Consider the following 23,431-nt stretch of genomic DNA (forward strand, 5'->3'; position numbering starts at 1 on the left):
GGTAGATTACAGGCGACTGGCTGCTTAAACTTGAAAGGTGTTTTGATCCCTGTCTCACAAACGGGGGTCAGTCCCATAAGTGGCTTAGGAGGCTTTTTTCAATAAAAAGGAATGAAGTTCATGGAAGGATGAAGCTAAATAATTTTAATTGTTGAGCACCGAACAAAACACTTTATCAGAAACGAGGCCGAGTATTTTGAATACATCTCATGTTGTGGTTAAAGTGAATCTCCGTTAACAGGGCGAACCTTCCTCTACAAATTTCAATATATCGCATGTTGTGGTTAAAGTCTCACGGACACTCTCAACCATCTCACGACTGTTAAATTTCAATACATCACATGTTGTGGTTAAAGGTGCACCTTCTGGCGGCTGATTACTGCCCGTCCATTATTTCAATACATCACATGTTGTGGTTAAAGCACAACACCCACATATAACAGTAATGCGCATAATATATTTCAATACATCACATGTTGTGGTTAAAGCTACTGCTACACAGGCGCTACGTATGCGCCGGTATCTATTTCAATACATCACATGTTGTGGTTAAAGATGTAGAACCGGACAAACCTTTAGTTCTTACATTTGAATTTCAATACATCACATGTTGTGGTTAAAGAGGTTGATAATCTCTCCACTGGCTACCATCTTACCTATTTCAATACATCACATGTTGTGGTTAAAGGCCCTCCGGCAGTCACTTCTTCCGCTGTCTGTGCCATTTCAATACATCACATGTTGTGGTTAAAGGATACAAATTCGAGGACCTAAGCACCAAATACCTGAATTTCAATACATCACATGTTGTGGTTAAAGTACCACGCGTTCAGTCGCCAGCCCTGTTGCATCTGATTTCAATACATCACATGTTGTGGTTAAAGGATTGTCCCAATAAATATCCTTATAGATCGCTAATTTCAATACATCACATGTTGTGGTTAAAGATTTGAAAGCTTCAATGGCGATAGTCGTTATTACTAATTTCAATACATCACATGTTGTGGTTAAAGATATTATGGGCCGCGCAGGGGGATGTGAATCTGTAATTTCAATACATCACATGTTGTGGTTAAAGTTGCGGCACCTGATTCACCGTTGCTGTTACATCCGACATTTCAATACATCACATGTTGTGGTTAAAGCAGCGCCCGAAAATCAAACCAGTTTTTCCATATTTAATTTCAATACATCACATGTTGTGGTTAAAGTTATTTTGGTCGGGTTTCACAACCGCCTGACCCTACATTTCAATACATCACATGTTGTGGTTAAAGTTGTAAACAGGGATCAGGAAGTACCGAAGCAGCTGTAATTTCAATACATCACATGTTGTGGTTAAAGAAACGGGCGGGCTGGGAGAAATGTCAACCCGCCGTAATTTCAATACATCACATGTTGTGGTTAAAGAAGCATGGTTAACAGCAATGAAAAAGGAAAGAGCGCATTTCAATACATCACATGTTGTGGTTAAAGGATAGCCCTCAAACTGTTCCGGCGTTAATTTGGCTTATTTCAATACATCACATGTTGTGGTTAAAGAACGGGGTCTGTGGGTAACGCAATACGTGATCCAGCAATTTCAATACATCACATGTTGTGGTTAAAGACGGAAGTGGTGGCTGCTACTGCTGAAAATCGCTAATTTCAATACATCACATGTTGTGGTTAAAGAGATTTCACCTCACTTAAATAGAATAAGAGCAATTAATTTCAATACATCACATGTTGTGGTTAAAGTATATCATAGCTTTTTTCTTGGTTTCTTCATCCCAAATTTCAATACATCACATGTTGTGGTTAAAGTAACCCATTCCAGACTGGATATGCACCATCCTACTCATTTCAATACATCACATGTTGTGGTTAAAGTGAGTACATAGACAATGACGCGGCTATGGATATTTTATTTCAATACATCACATGTTGTGGTTAAAGCGCGAAAGTAACGCTAAATAAATGCTAGATAACTGGATTTCAATACATCACATGTTGTGGTTAAAGCCAGGATTCTGGACACGTGCCCAGGAGGTATGAACAATTTCAATACATCACATGTTGTGGTTAAAGAAACCGACGTTCCGCAATCCTTGGCAACCTTCGTGAATTTCAATACATCACATGTTGTGGTTAAAGAGTTAATAGCCGCACCTACCACAGTCTCATAGTCCTATTTCAATACATCACATGTTGTGGTTAAAGGTGGGACAGACCACCTTACATTGTGCTTGCTGTAGAATTTCAATACATCACATGTTGTGGTTAAAGTAACATCAATCCATTCGCCGCCCAGGGTTTTACTGTGATTTCAATACATCACATGTTGTGGTTAAAGGACTGGAATTTTTTTTGGTCGATGTGGAAGAACTTCAATTTCAATACATCACATGTTGTGGTTAAAGGCTAGTAGAATCAAGCTTTTCAGTTTTAATAATGTGCTTATTTTACTACAGCCACAAGGGTTTCGCAATTTTTTCCCAACCGTAGACCCCTACCCTCTGATTGTAGAGAAAAACGTCTAAAACCCTTGCACCTCTAAGAAATTCCACGTCTCACTCTTTTAAGAGGTTGGGAAAAAATCACCTACAACGCTTAATGAAATACCTTAATTTATTAGGAACATCATTGGATGTACACCGTGGAATTCATTCTTGAAATAAAGTCAATGCATCGGGAAAAACACCCTTTTAACTTGCTATGAATATTCCCCACTCAACTTCAATGGATATTTTTTATGGAAATCCCCTCCACTGCTCTATATAATTCAGGTACAGTTCGTCACACGAGCTTAATCTAAAAATTAGGGGTGTACCACACCTATGTCACAACATATTTTACTAATTGAAGACGATCTATCCATTGCCGAAATGTTACTCAAAGCACTCAGCAAGGAAGGCTACAATTTAACTACCGCCTATGACGGGGAAGAAGGGCTTCTCGCCTTTGAACGTCATACCTATGATCTGGTACTGGTGGATTTGATGATGCCGAAGGTGGACGGTATGGAGGTGATCCGCCGGATCCGTACCCATAGCGCTGTCCCGATTCTGATTATGTCAGCCAAGGACAGCGACGTGGATAAAGCGCTTGGACTGGGCTTTGGGGCAGACGATTATGTTGCCAAACCTTTTTCAATGCTGGAAATGACAGCTCGTATTCAGTCCGCGATCCGCAGATCTACTACATATGCCCGTCAGCAACAACAGGAGGAACAGCCGCAAGCACAAGTTTTGACCTACGGCAGTCTGCGCATTGATTTTGATCATTTTACAGTCATACGCAATGAAAATGAAATTCAGCTAACAGCCAAAGAGTCCGATATTTTGAAGCTATTTGTAGCCAATCCGAACCGGGTATTTACAAAAGCACAATTATACGGATTTATTTGGAAAGACGATTATATGGGCGACGAGAACGTGATTAACGTCCATATTCGCCGTCTGCGTGAGAAAATCGAAGAAGATCCCTCTCATCCTGTCCACATTAAAACGCTATGGGGCATTGGCTACAAATGGGAGAATGGCTGATATGAACATCGAGAACATTTCTGAATGGATTGTCGGCCTCATCATGTCAGTCGTTATAGTATGGCTTTGGCGTGAGCGTATGGCCTATAAGCGCAAAATAAAGGATATCCGAACCCTACTAGAGCGGATTGTGACGGTGAATCATGCGGAAAAGCTGCTATATGTCACAGGTGACGTTGAACTGCAACGACTCATGACGGAAATTAATCGACTGCTGGACTTGAATCTCAGAGTGTCTGCAGATTACAACCGTAGCCAAATCGCCATGCGCAAAATGATTTCGAACATTTCCCACGATCTCAAGACCCCGCTTACGGTTGTGCTTGGATATGCCGAGATGCTGGATGGCGATCCGACTATTTTGCCAGAAGAACGAATAAAGCTGCTATCCAAAATTCATCAAAAGACAAGCGAAGCGATTGAGCTGATCGGGAGCTTTTTTAGCTTGGCGAAGCTGGAAGCTAACGATACAGACATTCCACTAACCCGACTGGAGGTGGGAGAACTGTGCAGACGCAGCATTTTGGAGTTTTATGATCTGCTGACCGCACAGGGGTTTACTGTGCACATCGAGATCCCGGAGCATCCTATTCATGCCTTGGGGAACGAAGGAGCGATTGGGCGGGTGCTGAACAATCTGATCTCGAATGCCATTCGCTATGGGGCAGATGGACGGACGCTGGGTCTGGCTCTATTGGAACAGCAGGATACAGTGTGTATAGAAGTATGGGATCGTGGCAAAGGCATACAGGAATCTGAGCAAGATAAAGTTTTTGAACGCATGTACACACTGGAGGACTCCCGCAATAAGGCGGTACAAGGCAGCGGACTGGGCCTTACGATTGCCAAACGTCTGGTTGAAACGATGAACGGAGAAATTCAATTGACTAGTAGACCTTATGAGCGGACAGTCTTCTCTTTTACATTGAAGAAAATCAACTATTAATCGAATTCAGCATTTTGCATAATTCGATTTGTGCTCAACTTAATAAATTTGTAAGAATCACGAAAGAAAAATGAACATTTCGCCCTTTATCCTTGAATTATCAGCAGTATACGAAGGGAGAACACCCATGACTTACGTAATACGTACACATCAGTTGACCAAGGCCCTGAAGGGCAATGAAATTGTATCGGGAGTCAGTATGAATGTGCGCAAGGGAGAAACCTATGGCTTTCTCGGCCCTAACGGGGCAGGCAAGACAACGATGATGAAAATGATTACGAATTTACTCAAGCCGACTTCGGGTGAAATTGAATTATTCGGTGAGAAATTAACGCCAAAATCGTATCATCTGCTCGGACGGATGGGTTCGATTATTGAATACCCGATTTTTTATGACAGGCTGACGGCACAGCAAAATCTCGAACTTCATTGTGAATACATGGGCTACTATAATAAGCAGGCTGTTCGGGATGCCCTAGAATTAGTGAATTTGCGAAATGCGGATGACAAGCCAGTAAAGGATTTTTCGCTGGGAATGAAGCAACGTCTTGGGATTGCCCGCGCTATTGCAACTAAGCCAGAGCTACTCATTTTGGATGAACCCATTAATGGTCTGGACCCCGTGGGTATCAAGGAAATCCGCCAACTATTCCACATGCTATGCAAGGAATATGGGATGACTCTGCTCGTGTCCAGTCATATTTTAGCGGAAATAGAGCAGATTGCGGATACGGTAGGCGTGATTAATCACGGACGACTGATTGAGGAAGTATCGATGGAGCAGGTGCGGGAAACCAATACGGAATATATCGAATTTACGACCAACGATTGTAAAAAAGCGACCTACGTCCTCTCCCATCATCTGAATCTGAATAATATAAGGGTACTAAATGAACAGAGTATACGTATTTACGATTCAAATGTACCGCAGAAACAAATTACGAAAACGCTCATTTTAAATGATATAGAGGTGGATTCCATTCATCAGAAAAGCAGCACGCTGGAAGACTACTTTTTGCGCCTGTTAAACGGAGGTGATCTCCATGCTTAAATTGATGCAGTTGGAGCTGAAAAAATTTCATCTCGCGGGTTATATCCGATCAGCACTGATTGCCAATGCATGCATTCTTGGGCTGCTCTGTATTATCGCGCTGGACAGTCAAAGTGAAGGAATACCCGAATTCACACAGTACACTCAACTCTTGGATCTAATAGACAATTTTGTGAGAGCAACATTTATTGTATTTTCCTCCGTTTTGCTATGCCGCTTTATCGTCGGAGAATTTAAATCCAAATCGATTACGATCTTGTTCATGTACCCGATTCACCGTCAAAAGCTGATGATCGCCAAGCTCTTGGTTGTGCTGCTGTTTACATTCTTGTCTATTATTATTTCGGAAATAATCATTACGGCTGCTATTCATCTGCTCAACCAGTTTGTCTTGATTGTACCGGATAACCTTACTCTTTCCATACTGGGACAACAATCAGCACGGACGCTGATCAATGCCGTTGCTACCAGCTTTATGGGATTGGTTCCGCTGTATATGGGGATGCGAAGATACTCTGTACCCACCACCATTGTGACCTCAATCCTGATTGTAGCATTGCTTTTCTCCAATAATAACGGTGCTCCACTTAGTTCCATAGCCCCCGTGCAAATTGGCTTCTCTCTACTAGGAATGCTTGTGGCTTATGCGGCGATTCGACGTATTGAGTATAAGGATATTACCTCGTAATATGTAATTTCGTAGAGCGCTTTCAAAAAAAAGATGAAAATCATTGTTAGATATACACACATTTTTCACTGGACTTCATTCTAAAACAGGTATATCCTATAGGAGAAATTAAAAACGGAATAAGGATCTTCGGGGTAGGGTGAGATTCCCAACCGGCGGTATGGCTCATGGAGCTAAGCCCGCGACTCTGTATCTGGCAACAGGATACGGACTGATTTGGTGAGATGCCAAAGCCGACGGTAAAGTCCGGATGGAAGAAGATCGAAATATCAACATGCCGCGAAGTGGATGAATACTGCGTTATTAGTTTTGCAGCAACTTCATTTAACTTGCATAAAGCGGCAAGTTTATTTGATCAACCCCCGTCTTGCATGGCCTTTCGCCATGGACGGGGGTTTTTGTGCCACCGGTCCTGTATTCGCAAGGAGCTAATTGAGTATGAGTCAATCTTCTACTGTACTAACATCCAAAGGTTTTGATCGTAGCTCCCACATGAAAAGCGGTTTTTGGCTGGTCGCAATTGGAGCAGCCTTGTGGGGCGCAGACCCGCTTTTTCGTATTATTTTGCTAAAGTCATTTACTTCAACACAAATTGTACTTATGGAGCATGTGCTGCTCTTCCTCGCTCTGACACCGATGCTGTGGAAGCATCGTGAGGAACTCAAAGCGGTACGGCTTCGTCAAGTTTTCGCTATTTTATTTGTCTCGTGGGGCGGCTCGGCTCTGGCCAGCGTGATTTTCACTATGGCACTCAGCAATGGCGATTTGAATGCTGTACTCTTACTCCAGAAGCTTCAACCCTTGGTCGCTATTGTTCTAGCCCGTATTATTTTAAAGGAAATGTTGCCGCGTCATTTTGGAGTATTAATTGTAGTCGCTCTGTTCGGGACGTATCTTCTGACCTTCGGTTGGTCACTCCCCTTCGGACATGTTCGTGATTTTGTTCAGTTTGGTAGTCTGCTTGCACTCGGTGCAGCAGTTCTGTGGGGCGGTTCGACAGTCATGGGAAGTTACTTGCTTCGTTCAATGAAATATGAAACAGTAACCTCCCTCCGCTTCATGGTGGCGCTCCCTCTGCTGATTGTCCTCACCTCTGTAGAGCATGCGCCATGGAATATGCCTGCCGGTACATGGGCGAGCGCAGCTGTGATTATCAATCTGCTATTGCAGGCATTGCTTCCGGGCCTTCTCAGCTTGCTGCTGTATTACAAAGGCTTAAGTACGACCAAAGCGTCTTATGCTACGATGGCAGAACTGAGCTTTCCCATGGTTGGTGTCGTGATTAACTGGATCGCATTTCAGCAAATTGTCACTGTAGCGCAATTGACTGGTTTTATGCTCATCTGGATTACGCTCTTTATGATTTCACGTCAGCAAAAAAATTAACAGTTTAACGTCCCTTTCATGACTCATCCAAGCCAAATCGTGAAGATGCTTTTGCATCTCCGATTTGGCTTTTTTATATATTCGTATTTATATAAAATACAGTTCTTTAGACCTATCTTTCAGAAAAAGTGTCTAAAACATGTAATTATTCTTCGTTTCTCAAAGATTACATCTATAAAATTAGTCGGTTTCTGTCGAATAAAAGAATGTAGTGATCATCAGACACAGAGGAGCAAGAGCTATGACTAAAACAAAACAAACAGTTCCGTGGTGGAACAAGTTTCTCAAACAGTTTTATTTAATGAGGACAAGATTAATAATATCTTTTTTGGCTGTGTTATTGATTCCGAGCGCACTTATCGGGTACTTTTCCTATCAGGGGGCTACAACACAACTCAGTCAGCAAATGGGCGGTTCCGTATACACGAATCTGTATTTGATCCGGAGCAATGTCAATCAGTATGTAGCACCTATTATGAAAGACCTGGACGTGCTTACCACTGAAATCAATTCTGATTCCATTGGTACCAACCAAGAGGCCCTTCAGAAGAAGTTGGATGTCATCGTCAAGGCTCATCCCGAGCTAGATGCCGCGCTTCTCGGTAATGCGAAAGGGCAATACATACGTTCGCCGAAAAAACAGGAGGCCGATTATGACCCCCGGGAGAGAAAATGGTACAAAAATGCGATGCTGGAAAAGGGCAAAGTATTCGTCGGTGTTCCAGTTGCCAGCGTCACGACAGGGAATTTAGTCGTTAATATATCGGGAACGCTGGAGGACGGTGAAGGAGCTGTTGCATTGGCTTTGAATCTGGACAAGATGGGTGAAAGTCTGCAGTCTGTTAAGATTGGTGAACGCGGAGGACTCATTATTGTTGATTCTGAATATAAAGTTGTATCTGGGACTGGAACAGCCTTTAACAAGACAGGCAAAAAACCGGCTGACGCCATAGAGGGACTTCCCGAAGTGGCGACAACCGTCGAAAACGATACTCCTTCCATGTCGCAAATTCAATTTATGAATCGAGATATGCTGGCCTTTACACTTAAGGACCCTCTCACCGGATGGAGCATTGTCGCACTGTCGGATCTGGAGGATTACAGTGATGCAGCCCAACCGATTCTGAAGCAAAGCCTGATTGTGATTGTCATTTCCATACTTGCCGCTGCGATCATCATTGTGCTTATGGTCCGCTCGTTCTTAATTCCGCTGCGCAAGCTGCAAGCAGGAACACGCATCGTCCGTGACGGAAATCTGACCGAACGTGTTAACCTATCCAGCAAGGATGAGTTCGGCGAACTGGCACAGAATTTTGACCAGATGACGCATTCCTTGCATACGATGGTTTCCGAGGTCAATCAAACGTCCTCCCGACTTGCTTCCTCTTCTCTGATGATCAAGGAAAGCACAGAGCAAACGACGGAGTCCGTACAACACGTAGCGGAAACGGTTATGGAATCCGCAGAAAATGCAGCCACCAGCGCCGAGGCATCCGAGCAAACCGCTAATGCCGTTGAAGAAATGGCCAAGGGTGTCAGCACCATTGCCGAATCAGCAAGCTCCATCGTGGATTCAGCAGGACAAACCGAGCATGATGTAGCTCAAGGCAGTCAAATGATCAGCCATGTGCGGACACAAATGGACCGTATTCTGGAAGCTGTAAGCCAAACGGCTAGCCTGATGGATGAGCTATCCCAGCTCTCAGACGATGCGAAGCAGATGAATACAGCTATTGCCGCCATTGCCAAGCAAACCAATTTGTTGTCTCTGAACGCGTCTATTGAAGCTTCCAGAGCTGGCGAAGCCGGGCGTGGATTTGCCGTAGTCGCTATAGAGGTACGCAAGCTGTCTGAGCAATCCAAGGAAAGCGCAGATTCCATCAGTCAGATCATTACTCAGATGCTCGATTTGATTCAACGCTCCACCGCTACCATGAACGGTAATGTTCGTAACCAGGTAGGTGAAGGATTACGTATTAGCCAAGATGCAGAAGGTGCATTTACGAATATTGAACGCTCTACATCTCATATTGTGGAACAAATCCAAAGTGTGTCCGCTGCGGCTGAACAAATCTCAGCCAGTACAGAGGAAGTTTCGGCTACTGTCACCCATTTGGCAAGTCTGTCTCGCAATTCGGCGGACAGTTCGCAGACAACCTCTGCTGCCGCTCAGGAGCAAATGGCGGCCATGGAGGAAATCGCATCTTCGTCTCAGGAGTTGTCCAACATGGCCCAGGATTTGCAACAGCTGGTTAAGCGATTTAAGATTTAAGTTACACATCGTATCGTTGCAATTTCATGCAAGTAAGAATGAGCGGCAGTACATCTAATGACTAACAAAAGCCTTCGTCCGTATGCTAGTTACGGGCGAAGGCTTTTTCCATGTGAGTACTTGGGGTGATTTCTCTTGTTTACTTATAGGGTCATCTGACCGGTTAACTGACGGCGTCTATCTCCTTCGGGGTCGTGCTCCATTTTAATATCCTGATGGAAAATAGCTGTAGTCCGCTCTTCCCTGTCGTACATCGGCCAAGCCTCCTCGGACAGCACAGGCTTCCCATCACGTGCAAAAGCAACCCATGCCTGCTGCATAGCTTGAGCGAGCTTCTGCATCGACGGTTGAATCTCTAATCCAAGCTTACCTAGCAGCTCCAGATTATCGAAAACAAACGCAATTTCGGCACCGTGAACCGCTTGTCCAAAGGTAGGATGTCCCGGCAATGTCCAATCAAAACGATACATCCATACAGGCGCATGCGCCGACTGCGCAACAGCAAGAGCCAATGCAGGACGCCAAAAAAATAGATCAGTCAACATTTGTGCCTGTCCCTCAATCGTAACAGGAAATGGTTCTATCAGGTCGCCGATGTCTGACATGCCCGTCATCATTTCCAATGCCTGACTCGCTGTTGACTTGTTCATTAGATGGGATTCTTTTCGGATGAAATAGGCCCCCTCATGCAAGTTCGTTCCAATCAAAACGGATACCTGCTTTGCTGAACCTTGCGCGATTGCAGACAGCGGTTCATCTGGCAAGGTCACACCGTCCACGACGGGTTGATAGATCATCGCCATCCCTGGTCCGATGACTTCATGCGTCTTCGCCATAGCTAGCATCAGCGCATCTGTCGGCAGCGTAAACAACCGTTCTGGATGCTGAGTGTCCACACCCAGCTGCTGCAGATACACAGCCGTCACTTGTTCGGCCTGTGAAGTTGGCAATACCTGCGACGCACCGCTCTGCAAAATCGCACGCTGGAACAGTCCCTCAGCGGATGGCATCGCCAATAAAGCGGCAATACTCATCGCGCCTGCCGATTCACCGAACACCGTTACTTCGTCCGGGTTACCGCCAAAGGCAGAGATGTGATCCCTAACCCATTCCAGCGCAGCGATCTGATCCAGCAGTCCCGCATTAGAGGTCAGGCCATCTCCCTTTGGAGTCAGATGCAAAAATCCTAACGGCCCCAATCGATAATTGATCGTAACAACCACAACATCGCCATTCTTCGCCATGCGTTCCCCGTCATATAAAGGTATAATCCCGGACCCCGTGACAAAGGCACCGCCATGAATCCACACCATCACCGGACGTCCCTTCTCAGGAGCCTTCGAAGCAGGTGTCCAAATGTTCAGGTATAAGCAATCCTCTGACTGCTCAGGCGGTTCCACCAGATTTCCAGTCATACTTTCAGCGGATGGCATAGGTTGCGGACAGATTGGCCCAAAACTCGTCGCAGCCCGTACACCCTCCCAAGACTCCAAAGGCTGGGGCGCATGAAAACGTAGTTTTCCAACAGGAGGCTGTGCATATGGGATACCTCTCCATACATGATATCCATTCCCCGTTTCCCCACGTAATTGACCTAAACGAGTATGTACCGTAATACTCTCCATCATGAAGCCTCCTTTATTTCGTATCTTCAACACAACGGTATAATATCAATCTTTACATATCTCTATTATACCCTTTGCACACGGCCAAACCAAAAAATACCGGAAGCACTTTTGCGCTCCGGCATTTTTATAAACAAGATAGGGAAATAGCGATTAATCCCGAACTTCTTCTTTGGGAATCAACTTGTAAATTTCTTCGCTTTCCATAGAGTCAATTAGTCGGTCTAGCCACTTGTAATAAGCGACGGCCTGCTTCATTTTCATACGATCTTGCTGAAGAATCGCCTTAAATTCCTCGTACTCTTCACCCTGATTCATCAATCTGTCCAGCTCATCAATGGCTTTGCGCAACACCAGTAAATTTGTTTCTACCGCTTTTCTCCATTTAATAGCGAAGAAATCAGTGAAGGTTTGATGCCAGTCATATTCGACTTCATACAAGTCTTTGCGTGAGCCCTTGCTCCAAACCTTATTTACCATTTTCAGATCCAGTAATGTTCGAACTCCTGTACTCATGCTCGTTTTGCTCATTTCCATTTCACGGCCCATCTCGTCCAGCGTCATCGGTTTATCCGCAAAGAAAAGCAAACCGTATAAATGCCCCGCAGACAAAGTGATCCCATACAGGTCCATGTTTTTACCTATAGCTTCTATAACACGTTTGCGAATTTTTTGCAGCGAAGCCTGCTGCTCATCACCTAACTGGTACAAGCTCATGCTTGCAACCTCCTAATTTTAGAGCATTTTGCACAACCTAGTATGAACGATTTACCCGTAAAAGATTAGCTTTGACGCAATGTATGAAATCTTTCAATAATAAATGAAATGTTTCAAAAACAAAGCTTCTGTCTATATTACAACAGCATGGATCGTTCAAAATCATAATTCGCAAAATTGCTAATGATAGTAAACTTTTAAAATTATGGATATACATAAATCTTTTTCTTATGGTTATATTTCATTGTCTATTTTAAAAAAAGCACTATCGGTTGTAAAGTTCCGAATGTTTGAGCATTCTATAGAACGAAGGAGCATATCAAAGGAAACTTTGTACAGTTTTTTCTGTACGTACTTTATGAACAGTTTTTTTGTTTGAAATGTAAGCAGTGCTTCTGTTACAATTAATTTTGTCATTAACCGTTCAGGATGTTCAGAATTATGATTTTTATACTCAATCCTTAATGCAACAAGGGGTTAATACCAAGCAAAGTATAGAAAGAAGAGGTGTATGTATGACGATTTTGGAAGTCAAAAATGTCAGCAAACTCTTTGGTCCTCACGCAGAGCAAGGTGTTCCGCTCCTGGAGCAAGGCTGGGGCAAGGAAAAGTTGGCCAAAGAAAAACAGATTACTGTTGGTGTCAATAAAGCCAACATGGAAATTAGGCAAGGTGAAATTTTCGTAATTATGGGGCTATCGGGCAGTGGCAAGTCCACTTTGGTGCGAATGCTAAATCGCTTGATTGAGCCTACCTCCGGTGAAATTCTGGTCCACGGCAAAGATCTCCGTAAGATGAACAAAGAACAACTTCGCGAAGTTCGTCGTAAAACCATAAGCATGGTTTTTCAAAAATTCGCCCTGTTCCCACATCGGACTGTATTAGAAAATGTAGAATATGGTCTTGAAATTCAAAAGGTAGAAAAAGCACAGCGTCAGGAAAAGGCGCAACAAGCGCTGGAACTGGTTGGTCTTAAAAACTGGGGCGATAAAATGCCCGATGAATTGAGTGGCGGTATGCAGCAGCGTGTCGGCCTGGCACGGGCGCTGGCTAATGACCCTGAAGTGCTCCTGATGGATGAAGCGTTCAGTGCATTGGACCCTCTCATTCGCCGTGACATGCAGGATGAGCTGTTGGAACTTCAAGATAAAATGAAGAAAACAATTGTGTTTATCACCCATGATCTGGATGAAGCGTTGCGGATTGGTGACCGGATTGCCTTGATGCGAGACGGTGCGGTCGTACAAATCGGTACACCGGAAGAAATTATGATCCAACCGGCTAACTCTTATGTAGCCCGCTTCGTCGAGGATGTGGATCTGTCCAAGGTATTGACGGCTGCTCATGTCATGCTTCGTCCAGAAACCATCACCATGGATCGTGGTCCGCGTGTGGCTCTGGAATTGATGCGGGAGCGTGGGATTTCCAATTTGTTCGTCATTGACCGTACTAAAAAGCTACTGGGTGTTATTAACGCCGAGGATGCTGTTCATGCACTGCGCAATAATTTGAAAATTGAAGATATTTTGATTACTGACGGACCGCAGGTTGCTGCCGAGACTGTCATTAATGATTTGTTTGAAATTACAAGCTCGTCCAAGGTGCCGCTGGCTGTGGTCGATGACAAGCAAAAGCTGCTGGGCGTTATCGTCCGTGGAGCATTGCTTGGCGCACTTGGTGGAGATGTTACCACTACAAAGGAGGTGAATGCCCATGATACCGAAACTGCCAATCGCTGAGTGGATTCAATCCATTGTCGACTGGATGGGTATTCATCTGGCTGGATTGTTTAATGTTATTTCTTCTATTATAGAAGCTGTAGTAGGCTTTTTCTCAGGCCTGTTCATGCTTCCGCACCCTCTGGTGTTCATCGTGATCATCGGGATTATCGCCTTTATGATCGGGCGGGTTCAGCTTACGCTGTTTACTGTCATCGGCTTCCTGCTGATTGATAATCTTGGCTATTGGAGTGAAACAATGAATACGCTCGGACTGGTCATCACGTCTGCGCTCGTATCCATTGTTATCGGGATTCCCATCGGGATCTGGTGTGCATACAGTAAATCCGCATCCCGCATTATCACGCCTTTACTTGATTTTATGCAGACGATGCCTGCGTTCGTGTACTTGCTCCCAGCGGTTACCTTTTTCAGCCTGGGTGTTGTACCTGGTGTTATCGCATCTGTTATCTTTGCTATCCCCCCAACCATTCGCATGACTAACTTGGGGATTATGCAAGTATCAGGTGAGCTGATCGAAGCCTCAGATGCTTTCGGTTCAACCTCTGCGCAAAAGCTGTTCAAAGTTCAGCTTCCACTGGCATTGCCTACCTTAATGGCTGGTATTAACCAGACGATTATGCTGTCACTATCCATGGTTGTTATTGCTTCCATGATCGGTGCAGAAGGCATCGGTGCTGTTGTATACCGTGCTGTGACACAGCTGCAAATCGGTAAAGGTTTTGAAGCCGGCTTAGCTGTTGTCGTTCTGGCTATTGTGCTTGACCGTTTTACGCAAAACCTGTTTAAACCTAGGCAAAAAGGCAAAAGCCGCGTATCCAGCAAGCAAAAAGTATGGATTACTTCTGCAGTTACAGCTGTCATTTTGATCGCTGGTGCTTCCCAATATTTTATTGGTACAGATCATTCCGCATCTGGCAAAGGTAACGCTGCTGCCAACCCGGTTGGCGAAGAAGTCGGTTACAAAATTATCGGTATTGATGCCGGGGCAGGCATTATGAAATCGACTGCCAAAGCAATTCAAGACTACAATTTGTCTGATTGGAAGCTGGTTGAAGGTTCCGGTGCAGCTATGACGGCCACACTGGACAAAGCCATTAAAGCGAAAAAACCGATCATTATTACAGGTTGGACTCCTCACTGGATGTTCAACAAGTATGATCTCAAATATTTGGAAGACCCTAAGAAGTCTTATGGTGAAGCCGAGGGGATTCATACGATTGCCCGTAAAGGCTTGCAACAGGATGCTCCTATCGCTTATGAGTTTCTAAAACGTTTCAAATGGACACCGGAAGATATGGGTGAAATGATGGTTGCCATTCAAGCCGGAACCAGTCCTGAACAAGCTGCCCAGGATTGGGCGGAGAAACATGCCGATAAGGTTCAGGAATGGACTAAAGGACTGCAACCTGTCAATGGCGACACGTTCAAGCTGAGTTATGTCGCTTGGGATTCCGAAATTGCCAGTACGAATTTGCTAAGTTATATTTTGGAGAACAAACTGGGTTACAAAGTAACCGCACTTCAAGTGGAAGCAGGTCCTATGTGGACGGGTGTCGCTAGTGGTGATGTAGATGCTTCACCGGCTGCATGGCTGCCGTTAACACATGCGGATTACTGGGCTAAATACAAGGATAAGCTCGACGATCTTGGGGCTAATATGAGCGGTGTTAAAACCGGATTGGTCGTTCCAGCTTACATGGATGTTAAATCGATTACTGATTTGCAGGATAACGGAGCCGAAGCGGCTCCGGCTTCCGCCACAACCGAGGACTTTGGCAAAGAGGTCGGTTACCGCATTGTCGGTACCGACCCTGGCGCCGGACTAATGAAGCTGACCGCTAAAGCTATTAATGACTATGGCTTATCCGACTGGAAGCTGCTTGAAAGCTCTGGAGCTGCTATGACCGCTACACTGGATAAAGCTATCAAAGCCAAGCAGCCTATCGTCGTAACAGGTTGGACTCCTCACTGGATGTTTAACAAATATGATTTGAAATACTTGAAAGATCCTAAAAAAGCGTACGGTGATAAGGAAGAAATTCATACAATCGCCCGCAAAGGTTTAAAGCAGGATGCTCCTGTGGCTTATGAATTTCTAAGCCGCTTTAAGTGGACTGCTGAAGATATGGGTGAAGTGATGATCGCGGTTCAGGACGGTATTGCCCCACAGCAGGCTGCCAAGAACTGGGCTGATAAACATCCTGACAAGGTACAGGCATGGATCAAGGGCCTACAGCCCGTCAACGGTGATCCTTTGAAGCTGAGCTACGCTGCTTGGGATTCTGAAATTGCCAGTACGAACGTATTGAAATATGTATTGGAACAAAAATTGGGCTATAAAGTAACAGCCCTGCAAGTGGAAATCGGCCCGATGTGGACTGGCGTGGCCAGCGGAAGTGTAGATGCTACTGCTGCCGCTTGGCTTCCATTGACGCATGCTGATTATTGGGCTCAATACAAGGATAAGGTGGATGACATCGGAACCAGCATGACTGGCGTTATGTCCGGGCTTGTCGTTCCATCCTATGTACCGATTGATTCTATCGAGGATCTTAAAGCGCAGCAATAATATTTTTTCCGCTTTTAAACCATACGAATAAGCAAAAGGCAGATCAGGGTTTACTCCTGATCTGCCTTTTTATGATATCCAGATTTAAAGTTGCTCTCAGCCTTTTAGCGTGAATCCTTCTTGAGCGGGCACATCGGCATGCTGCCCTGTCGTCTGGTGCTGTCTAAAGAATAACGGATAGATCACAAAGGACACCAGCAGACTCACACAACCAATGACGCCTAGAGCAATCATATCTTTGAAGATGTAGGTAATATCCAGTCCTTTGAGCGTGATGTTCCGTACAGCGTCCAGGTAATACGTCAGTGGCAATATTTCAGCAAGCCCCCGCAAGAAGCCGGGCATTGCCTCTAATGGCCACGTATAGCCTGACAGCATAAAGGAAGGAACAGCAATCAGCATCAGCGTTTGGGTCGCATCCACTCTGGTCTTGGAAAAGAGACTGAATAAGAAGCCTAATCCGCACAATGCAAAGTTAAAGACCAGCGATACCAAAACCAAAGGCAGTACCTGTCCCCTGAACGGAATATCAAAGCATAAAGCACTGATACTAAATACAGTCAGCACATTGAAAGCTCCCGCTGCATAATACGGTGCCAGTTTGGCAATAGCCAACCGCCAAGGGGTATTTCTCCATGCACCAAATCTTCCCCAAGTCCCTGCTTCCTTATCACGCGTGCAGGACAACGCGATACCAAGCAGCAAACACTGCTGGAGAGCCGCAGAGATAACCCCTAGTGGCATGAAAAGCTTATAATCATATACCGGGTTAAATAGCACTCTGGATCGGAACGGGATGGTAGTCAGCGTCGACGCAGCCTGATCGGCGTTCATTCCCTTTTGTTTCATGGAATTGACCGATACTCCAGCGCTCACGCTGCTAATGACCTGATTCGCAATCCGACTGGCACTATTGGAATACATCATATTACTGCCGTCAATCAGCGTGAGCACGGGTGGATTCTCCCCATGCTTAAGCCGAGTCGTAAAGTTGTCGGGAATGACGATTCCGACCTTAGCTTCCCCGGTCTCTACCTGACGGACAGCATCTTCCTGATTGGTCGCTTGCCGTGTAACGGCAAATGAGTCGGTCGAATCGAACGCCTGAATGATCTGGCGACTGAGCTGTGAATTATCTCCATCGTACACTGTGACAGGCATCTCGGTAATCCGCTGATGTGAATATAGGAAGCCGAATAGTATCGTATACACAATCGGCGTAATCAGCAGAATAGCCATAAAGCGGCGGTCCCGGAAGATGCTCAGCCATTCCTCGCGAAACACATCACGGATACGAAGTCTTTCCTGTGAATCCTGCATATTACTGCGCCCCTTTGCCTGTAAACAGGACCGTGGAGCCTGTTGGAACCGAAGCAGCAAGGTCCGGCAATGCTACTTTAACACCGAAGGAACGGACATCCTTGTCACCGGAGCTTTGGCTCGGTTTTTGAATGGCAAAGTCAGCAGCCGACTCTAACAGAATGACTTTACCCTTCAGCTCCTTACCGCCAGACAGCAATTTAATTTGGACGGTATCCCCTGCTTGAAGGCCATTCAGAGACGTTTCAGGTACATAGAATTTAGCCCAACGTTGTGTCGAAGTTTCAATGGTATAGACTGGGAATCCTGCGCTAGCCATTTCACCTAAGCTAAGCGACTTGGATTTTACGATTCCATCTTCGGCCGCATATAGCGTCGTGTAACTCAAATAGGTCTGAGCCTCTTGAAGCGCAGCTTCCGCTTGGGCTACCTGAGCATTGGCACCTGCAACCGCAGATTGAGCCTGCTCAACTGTGGATTGCGCCGCCTTCACAGCAGATTGCGCTTGTTCTACCGAAGCCTGAGCAGCTTTGACATCTTCCTGTTGCACAGCAACTTTGCCCGCTCCTGCCTGTGCTTCCTTCACCGCAGCCAAGGCTTGACGGTATTGAGCTTCAGCCGCCGTAATTTCCTCCTTGCGGCTTCCCTCCCGTGCCATATCCAATTTTTGCGACTCTGCATTATACTTGGCCACTGCCTGTTGATGTTCCAATGTCGCTTGATCCAAAGATGCCTGGGTTGCTGCTCCGGCTTCTTGAAGCTTTTTGGCACGCTCCAGATTTTTAACGGTCAGATCCAGCGTTTCCTTGGCTATCTTCACAGATACTTGCAATTGCTCAAGCTCCTGCGGTCTTGCCCCGCTCTTGAGCGCATCCAGTTTTGCCTTGGCGGCGTTCGCAGCCGCTTTGGCCTGTTCGATCTGGCTGGAGGATGCCTCAGCGGTCACACTGACCGATGTCGTACCTTGGCTCTTCTTGGCCTGAGCGGCGCTTACAGTAGCCTGTGCCTGGCCTACGCCTGCTTGAGCCTGCAACACACTGGCTTTTGCTTTGGATACATTACTCTTAGCTGCCAGCAACGCCGCCTGTGCCTGCTTCACCTTATCTTCCAACTCGCGACTTTCCAGATGGGCTAACACCTGCCCCTTTTTAACCTGATCGCCTTCTTTGACGAGCATCTGGTCAATCCGTCCTGCCATTTTAAAGCTGGCATTGAGGGTATCCGACTCCACATAAGCCGTAGGTATGGAAGAAGACTGATCCGCAGACAAGCTGCTTCCACCCCGTGGGAAAGCAGTCAAGGCATAAATTCCTACCGCGATTAAAATAATAAGTACGACGTAAATCGTATATTTTTTAGCTTTCATGTTTTCATCACTCCATCTGTCTATTAATGTTGCATGCCCAATGCATTACACACAAATACTTCAATACTTTCTCGAACCTCTTGCAGATTCATCGTTTCACCCCAAACCATGGAACGCATTGGAGCGAAAATGTAAATCCCAAATAAGCAATTGGCTGTTGTTTTGGCATCCAGCTTACTTGAAATTTTCCCATATAACTTACCGGAATCGATCTCCGCCTCCATAAAATCAAAATAGTCTGCCAGCACCTGCCTAATATTAAAATGCTGTTCCTGTGAGACCCATCCCTTGCTAACCAGTAAACGGCAGAAATCCGGCTCTCTCCCAATGAACTCAATATGTACTTGGATCAGCTTGTGAACCCTCAGTTCTACCTGATCCATAGGAACCTGAGCCATCGCTTCATGGATATCCTGCACAAATCGCTCCATCCCCATCTTCAAAATGTAAATGTACAATTCTTGCTTGTTTTTAAAATTGTAGTACAGGGTTCCTTTGGCTATGCCACAAACCTTAGCAATTTCTTCCATGTTTGTTTCGTTAAATCCTCGTTCGGAAAAAGCTTTAAGTGCGCCGTTAAAAATAATTTCCTTCGTTTGCTGTTTCATGCTTCCTCCTTTTTGAACTGACCGTCCAGTACAAAAATTATGTATTTATTATAAGCCCATCTTTAGTAACCCAGCAATAGGAAAAATGAAAATAATTCATTTTAGACATTTCGTCTAAACGCTTATTCTAAAAAATAAAAATGCAAAAACGGATCGAATAAGTGAGGGGGTCACTCATTCGATCCGCTATGTCATAAAATCGGATGATAAGGGGGCCATTCTACAGATTATCAACCGATTTTAAGGGAAGGCCGACTATTTTTTCACCGTTTGATTATATTGCGCAATTTTGCCTGTAATTTCTTGTGTAGCTTGATCCAATGCCTGTTTTGGCTGTTGCTGGCCACTCAGAACGGCCTCGATTGCACCCTCGACGATTTGGCGCGCTTCTGGGAATACGCCCATCACTGCGCCCTGTGTAGCGGTGGATTGTGCCGATGCGTGCAATTGGTCAACCGCCGTCTGGAATTGCGGATATTTTACCATATTGTCTTTGAGTACCTTCTCGTCATAGGCTGCTTTCGTGATCGGGAAGTACCCGGTATTTACACTCCATTGTGCCTGTACAGCTGGGGAAGCGACGAATTTAATGAACTCCCATGCTGCCTTCTGTTGGGCTTCAGGCTTGTTGTTCATAATGTACAAACTCGCGCCGCCTACAACCACGCCGCCTTCTTTAGCTTCATTGGCTCTTGGCAGGAATCCTGTGCCTACTTCAAATTTATCGCCAACCTGCTCCACAATATTACGCAGCGAAGCGGTGGAATCCAGCGTCATCGCAATTTGTCCTGCGGAAAAAGCCTTTGCCGTATCGTCTGAGTTACGTCCCAGATTGGATACAACCTTTTCATCGATCATTTTCTTCCACCACGTCAGCGTTTTTACACCGGCATCCGAATTCAGCATGGATTCCGTTGCCGCTTGGTCACGACCATTGCCATTATTCACATAATCCGCGTTCTGATTGGCAAACAGTTGCTCCATAAACCAGCCGTAGATGGCAATGGAAGCACCGGATTTACCATCCTTGCTCAAGGCTTTTGCAGCCTTTTCGAACTCATCATACGTTTTCGGAGGATTAGCTGGGTCAAGTCCTGCGGCTTTGAATGCATCCTTGTTATAGTATAGTATCGGGTTTGACGTATTGAACGGCATAGCGTTTAATTTACCATCAATCGTGTAGTAACGCGTAATATTTGGCTCTAACTGCGACAGATCGAACTTGTCTGCATCAATAAATTGTTGTACAGGTGTGATCATTTTGGAGTCGACCATGAATTTACTACCGATTTCGTATACTTGAATGATGTCCGGGCCGCTGTTGGAACCAAGTGATGCCTTCAGCTTGTTCAAGCTGTCATCATATTTGCCTTGATATACTGGCTCTACCTGAATGTCCTTATGACTGGCGTTAAAGTCAGCAGCGATCTGCTTGATTGCTTTTTCACCGTTACCGGACATCGAATGCCACCAAGTCAGCTTCACTGGAGAAGTCGCTGCTGCCCCATCACTACCATTACTCGGCTTCTCTGCAGCAGTATTATTGCTACAACCTGCTGCAACCACCATGGCAGTCAGAATAAGCAGGGTCAATGTACTTTTCAGACGAAAAAATCTCATAATCTCTCTTCTCTCCCTTTGATTAAATGATCTTGAATTGGCATTCTCTTGCGATATTCTTGTGTGTTGAAGCTCTGTATATGGGCTGCTTGCGCAGGTGTTGCTTTTCATTTGAAATATGTGATCAGCCTTTAAGCGCACCCGCTGCCATTCCACGTACCAACTGCTTTAGTCCAAAGATCAGCAAGAGCAGAGACGGTAAAATGACAAGTGCCGTACCCGCAAACACCAGATTCCATGAAGTCGATTCCTGAAATTCGAGCATGGATATTCCGATCTGTACCGTACGCATATTCTCACTATTGGTGATCAGTAAAGGCCAGAGATACGAATTGTACATATTCAGGAACGAATATACAGCCAGTGTTCCGAGCGCAGGGCGCGCTAACGGAAGCACATGGAACACAAAGTAACGGATATGTCCGCACCCATCCATACGAGCCGCCTCAAACAGTTCCTTGGGAAGCTGGAGAAAAAATTGTCTTAACAGGAATGTTCCGAATGCCGTCGCCAGAAAAGGAACCGTCAACCCTTGATACGTATCAAGCCAGTTCCAGCTTCGTACCGTCAGGTAGTTTGGAATAATGGTCACTTCCCAAGGGATCATCATCGTCGCTACAAACATGCTGAAGATGAAGTTTTTTCCCTTGAATTCCATTTTGGCAAAGGCGTAGGCCGCCAAGCTCGCTGTAATCAACTGCCCAATCATCGTCAGACCGGAAATGAGAAATGTATTTCCAATAAAGGCTGCAATCGGAACAATTTCAAACACTTCAGTGAAATTCGCCATATGAAAAGAATGTGGAAGAAAGCTTGGTGGATAAGCGCTTGCTTCCTCCGGCGACATGACTGCCATAAAAAACGTATATATAACCGGATACAAAATGAGAGCAGCTGCAATCGTAAGCAGCACATACAGCAATGTTGAATTCAGGTGTCGTTTCATTGGTAATGCACCTTTCTTTCCACCCATTTGAACTGAATCATCGTGAGCAGCAGAATGACGGCAAACAAGACAATGGCCTGCGCACTCCCCGTTCCAAACCGGAAATTAACGAAAGCTTCCTGATAGATGGAATACACGAATACATTCGTACTGTTCACCGGACCGCCTTTGGTCAAAATGTTAATTTGAGCAAAAGACTGGAAGGCTCCAATGATGGAGACTACTGTTACAAAAAAGATCGTCGGTGATAACAGTGGCAGGGAGATACGCCAGAACGTGACGAGCGGGCCAGCTCCGTCCATTTTGGCACTTTCATACATGTCATCTGGAATCCCTTGAAGTCCGCTCGATAAGATAATGTAATTGAAGCCAAGATTCATCCAGATGGTCATCATGGCTACTGAGAACAACGCCCAATCCGGGCTGGTCAGCCACGGAACCGGATTGATATGTAGCAGGGAAAGCACATAGTTGAACATCCCCAGTGTCGGATGAAAAAGAAATTTCCAAATGACCGCAGATGAACCGACCGACAACACCATCGGCAGCGAAAAGGCAAACTGGAAGATACGCATTCCCCGCAATTTACTGTGTGTAAGTGCAGCCAGTACCAGCGCCAATAAAATACCTACTGGTACTGTTAACAGTGCAAACAGGAGTGTGACCTTAATTCCTTGTAGAAACAGTCCCGAGCTGAAAAGTGTAGTAAAATTATCTAACCCCACATAAGCTGCAACGTTTCCTGCGGGATCTGTAGAATGCAAGCTGAGATATACGGACTTGATCATCGGGTAAAACATAAATACAGCAAACAAAATAAGCGATGGAGCCAAAAAGGTATACGCCAGCGCGTTTTCGCGCAATCTTTGAATTTTTAGCGAACCCGTGCGTATGCGGGCTTTAGACGAAATCTGTTGCTGACTCCTCGTCCCTAGTCCCATAGATTTGTTAAGCTCACCCAAAACGGAGCGCCCCTTTCTTTTCAAACCAACCTCAGTAAGTGTATCGTTTTGATGTAAAGGGAACGTCAAGTGGACTGGAGTAAAAT

The 23,431-nt window shown here is 45.3% G+C and carries 16 protein-coding genes, 1 CRISPR repeat array and 1 riboswitch; of the genes, 8 read left to right on the forward strand and 8 right to left on the reverse strand.

What is annotated here, in order from left to right:
• The first annotated feature begins 194 nt into the window (after positions 1–194).
• Positions 195–2,402: a CRISPR direct-repeat array (repeat unit 30 nt; unit sequence ATTTCAATACATCACATGTTGTGGTTAAAG).
• A 417-nt stretch (positions 2,403–2,819) separates the two neighbouring features.
• The 6 genes from NLX74_RS16010 to NLX74_RS16035 all read left to right on the forward strand — a co-directional run bounded on the left by NLX74_RS16010 (position 2,820) and on the right by NLX74_RS16035 (position 9,870).
• On the forward strand, positions 2,820–3,527 hold the full coding sequence (locus NLX74_RS16010) for a response regulator transcription factor (RefSeq protein WP_069291369.1): 708 nt from the start codon (positions 2,820–2,822) through the stop codon (positions 3,525–3,527).
• A gap of 1 nt (position 3,528) precedes the next feature.
• Positions 3,529–4,473, forward strand: coding sequence for a sensor histidine kinase (locus NLX74_RS16015; protein WP_254329286.1), 945 nt, complete (start codon positions 3,529–3,531; stop codon positions 4,471–4,473).
• Positions 4,474–4,600: 127 nt separating this feature from the next.
• Positions 4,601–5,524 (forward strand): ABC transporter ATP-binding protein, encoded by a 924-nt coding sequence (locus tag NLX74_RS16020; RefSeq protein ID WP_254329287.1) that lies wholly within the window; start codon positions 4,601–4,603, stop codon positions 5,522–5,524.
• Entirely contained in the window at positions 5,517–6,212 is a 696-nt protein-coding gene (locus NLX74_RS16025) for an ABC transporter permease (RefSeq protein WP_254329288.1), read from the forward strand. The genes NLX74_RS16020 and NLX74_RS16025 overlap by 8 nt, the downstream gene beginning before the upstream one ends.
• Before the next feature lie 121 nt (positions 6,213–6,333).
• A riboswitch (FMN riboswitch) is annotated at positions 6,334–6,478 on the forward strand.
• Between the two features lie 172 nt (positions 6,479–6,650).
• A complete protein-coding gene (locus NLX74_RS16030; RefSeq protein WP_254329289.1) occupies positions 6,651–7,598 on the forward strand; it encodes a DMT family transporter in 948 nt (315 codons plus the stop codon).
• A gap of 241 nt (positions 7,599–7,839) precedes the next feature.
• Positions 7,840–9,870 carry a methyl-accepting chemotaxis protein gene (locus NLX74_RS16035; RefSeq protein ID WP_254329290.1) on the forward strand — a complete coding sequence of 677 codons (2,031 nt, stop codon included), beginning with the start codon at positions 7,840–7,842 and terminating at the stop codon, positions 9,868–9,870.
• 143 nt (positions 9,871–10,013) lie between these two features.
• On the opposite strand, the gene NLX74_RS16040 is transcribed toward NLX74_RS16035, so the two are convergent.
• Positions 10,014–11,495, reverse strand: a complete 1,482-nt coding sequence (locus tag NLX74_RS16040; RefSeq protein ID WP_254329291.1) for a carboxylesterase/lipase family protein — start codon at positions 11,493–11,495, stop codon at positions 10,014–10,016.
• Between the two features lie 153 nt (positions 11,496–11,648).
• Complete coding sequence (locus tag NLX74_RS16045; protein WP_028543060.1) at positions 11,649–12,212, reverse strand: GbsR/MarR family transcriptional regulator; 564 nt, start codon at positions 12,210–12,212, stop codon at positions 11,649–11,651.
• Between the two features lie 515 nt (positions 12,213–12,727).
• Between NLX74_RS16045 and NLX74_RS16050 the strand changes: the two genes are divergently transcribed.
• Together NLX74_RS16050 and NLX74_RS16055 are read left to right on the forward strand one after the other, a co-directional pair.
• The gene (locus NLX74_RS16050) at positions 12,728–13,951 is read left to right on the forward strand and encodes a quaternary amine ABC transporter ATP-binding protein (RefSeq protein WP_254329292.1); all 1,224 of its coding nucleotides are present in this window, start codon (positions 12,728–12,730) and stop codon (positions 13,949–13,951) included.
• Positions 13,926–16,523, forward strand: coding sequence for a glycine betaine ABC transporter substrate-binding protein (locus tag NLX74_RS16055; protein ID WP_254329293.1), 2,598 nt, complete (start codon positions 13,926–13,928; stop codon positions 16,521–16,523). The genes NLX74_RS16050 and NLX74_RS16055 overlap by 26 nt, the downstream gene beginning before the upstream one ends.
• Before the next feature lie 96 nt (positions 16,524–16,619).
• Here NLX74_RS16055 and NLX74_RS16060 read toward each other — a convergent pair whose 3' ends face one another.
• The 6 genes from NLX74_RS16060 to NLX74_RS16085 all read right to left on the reverse strand — a co-directional run bounded on the left by NLX74_RS16060 (position 16,620) and on the right by NLX74_RS16085 (position 23,345).
• A complete protein-coding gene (locus NLX74_RS16060) occupies positions 16,620–17,843 on the reverse strand; it encodes an ABC transporter permease (RefSeq protein WP_254329294.1) in 1,224 nt (407 codons plus the stop codon).
• Position 17,844: 1 nt separating this feature from the next.
• Entirely contained in the window at positions 17,845–19,209 is a 1,365-nt protein-coding gene (locus NLX74_RS16065) for an HlyD family secretion protein (protein WP_235307717.1), read from the reverse strand.
• A 23-nt stretch (positions 19,210–19,232) separates the two neighbouring features.
• A complete protein-coding gene (locus tag NLX74_RS16070) occupies positions 19,233–19,817 on the reverse strand; it encodes a TetR/AcrR family transcriptional regulator (RefSeq protein WP_250267730.1) in 585 nt (194 codons plus the stop codon).
• Between the two features lie 255 nt (positions 19,818–20,072).
• Positions 20,073–21,437, reverse strand: coding sequence for an ABC transporter substrate-binding protein (locus NLX74_RS16075; RefSeq protein ID WP_254329295.1), 1,365 nt, complete (start codon positions 21,435–21,437; stop codon positions 20,073–20,075).
• Between the two features lie 124 nt (positions 21,438–21,561).
• Entirely contained in the window at positions 21,562–22,383 is an 822-nt protein-coding gene (locus tag NLX74_RS16080; RefSeq protein ID WP_254329296.1) for a carbohydrate ABC transporter permease, read from the reverse strand.
• Positions 22,380–23,345: a carbohydrate ABC transporter permease gene (locus NLX74_RS16085; protein ID WP_069291360.1), complete on the reverse strand. Its 966-nt coding sequence runs from the start codon at positions 23,343–23,345 to the stop codon at positions 22,380–22,382. The genes NLX74_RS16080 and NLX74_RS16085 overlap by 4 nt, the downstream gene beginning before the upstream one ends.
• Positions 23,346–23,431: the final 86 nt, after the last annotated feature.

The sequence above is a fragment of the Paenibacillus sp. MZ03-122A genome, assembly GCF_024213325.1.
GTDB lineage: Bacteria > Bacillota > Bacilli > Paenibacillales > Paenibacillaceae > Paenibacillus > Paenibacillus polymyxa_B.

Excerpts from the sequence above, each read along its gene's own strand:
- NLX74_RS16020 (WP_254329287.1), top strand. The coding sequence starts at position 4,601 with ATGACTTACGTAATACGTACACATCAGTTGACCAAGGCCCTGAAGGGC.
- NLX74_RS16055 (WP_254329293.1), top strand. The coding sequence starts at position 13,926 with ATGATACCGAAACTGCCAATCGCTGAGTGGATTCAATCCATTGTCGAC.
- NLX74_RS16080 (WP_254329296.1), bottom strand. The coding sequence starts at position 22,383 with ATGAAACGACACCTGAATTCAACATTGCTGTATGTGCTGCTTACGATT.
- NLX74_RS16025 (WP_254329288.1), top strand. The coding sequence starts at position 5,517 with ATGCTTAAATTGATGCAGTTGGAGCTGAAAAAATTTCATCTCGCGGGT.
- NLX74_RS16010 (WP_069291369.1), top strand. The coding sequence starts at position 2,820 with ATGTCACAACATATTTTACTAATTGAAGACGATCTATCCATTGCCGAA.
- NLX74_RS16015 (WP_254329286.1), top strand. The coding sequence starts at position 3,529 with ATGAACATCGAGAACATTTCTGAATGGATTGTCGGCCTCATCATGTCA.
- NLX74_RS16040 (WP_254329291.1), bottom strand. The coding sequence starts at position 11,495 with ATGGAGAGTATTACGGTACATACTCGTTTAGGTCAATTACGTGGGGAA.
- NLX74_RS16045 (WP_028543060.1), bottom strand. The coding sequence starts at position 12,212 with ATGAGCTTGTACCAGTTAGGTGATGAGCAGCAGGCTTCGCTGCAAAAA.
- NLX74_RS16065 (WP_235307717.1), bottom strand. The coding sequence starts at position 19,209 with ATGAAAGCTAAAAAATATACGATTTACGTCGTACTTATTATTTTAATC.
- NLX74_RS16035 (WP_254329290.1), top strand. The coding sequence starts at position 7,840 with ATGACTAAAACAAAACAAACAGTTCCGTGGTGGAACAAGTTTCTCAAA.
- NLX74_RS16075 (WP_254329295.1), bottom strand. The coding sequence starts at position 21,437 with ATGAGATTTTTTCGTCTGAAAAGTACATTGACCCTGCTTATTCTGACT.
- NLX74_RS16060 (WP_254329294.1), bottom strand. The coding sequence starts at position 17,843 with ATGCAGGATTCACAGGAAAGACTTCGTATCCGTGATGTGTTTCGCGAG.
- NLX74_RS16030 (WP_254329289.1), top strand. The coding sequence starts at position 6,651 with ATGAGTCAATCTTCTACTGTACTAACATCCAAAGGTTTTGATCGTAGC.
- NLX74_RS16050 (WP_254329292.1), top strand. The coding sequence starts at position 12,728 with ATGACGATTTTGGAAGTCAAAAATGTCAGCAAACTCTTTGGTCCTCAC.
- NLX74_RS16070 (WP_250267730.1), bottom strand. The coding sequence starts at position 19,817 with ATGAAACAGCAAACGAAGGAAATTATTTTTAACGGCGCACTTAAAGCT.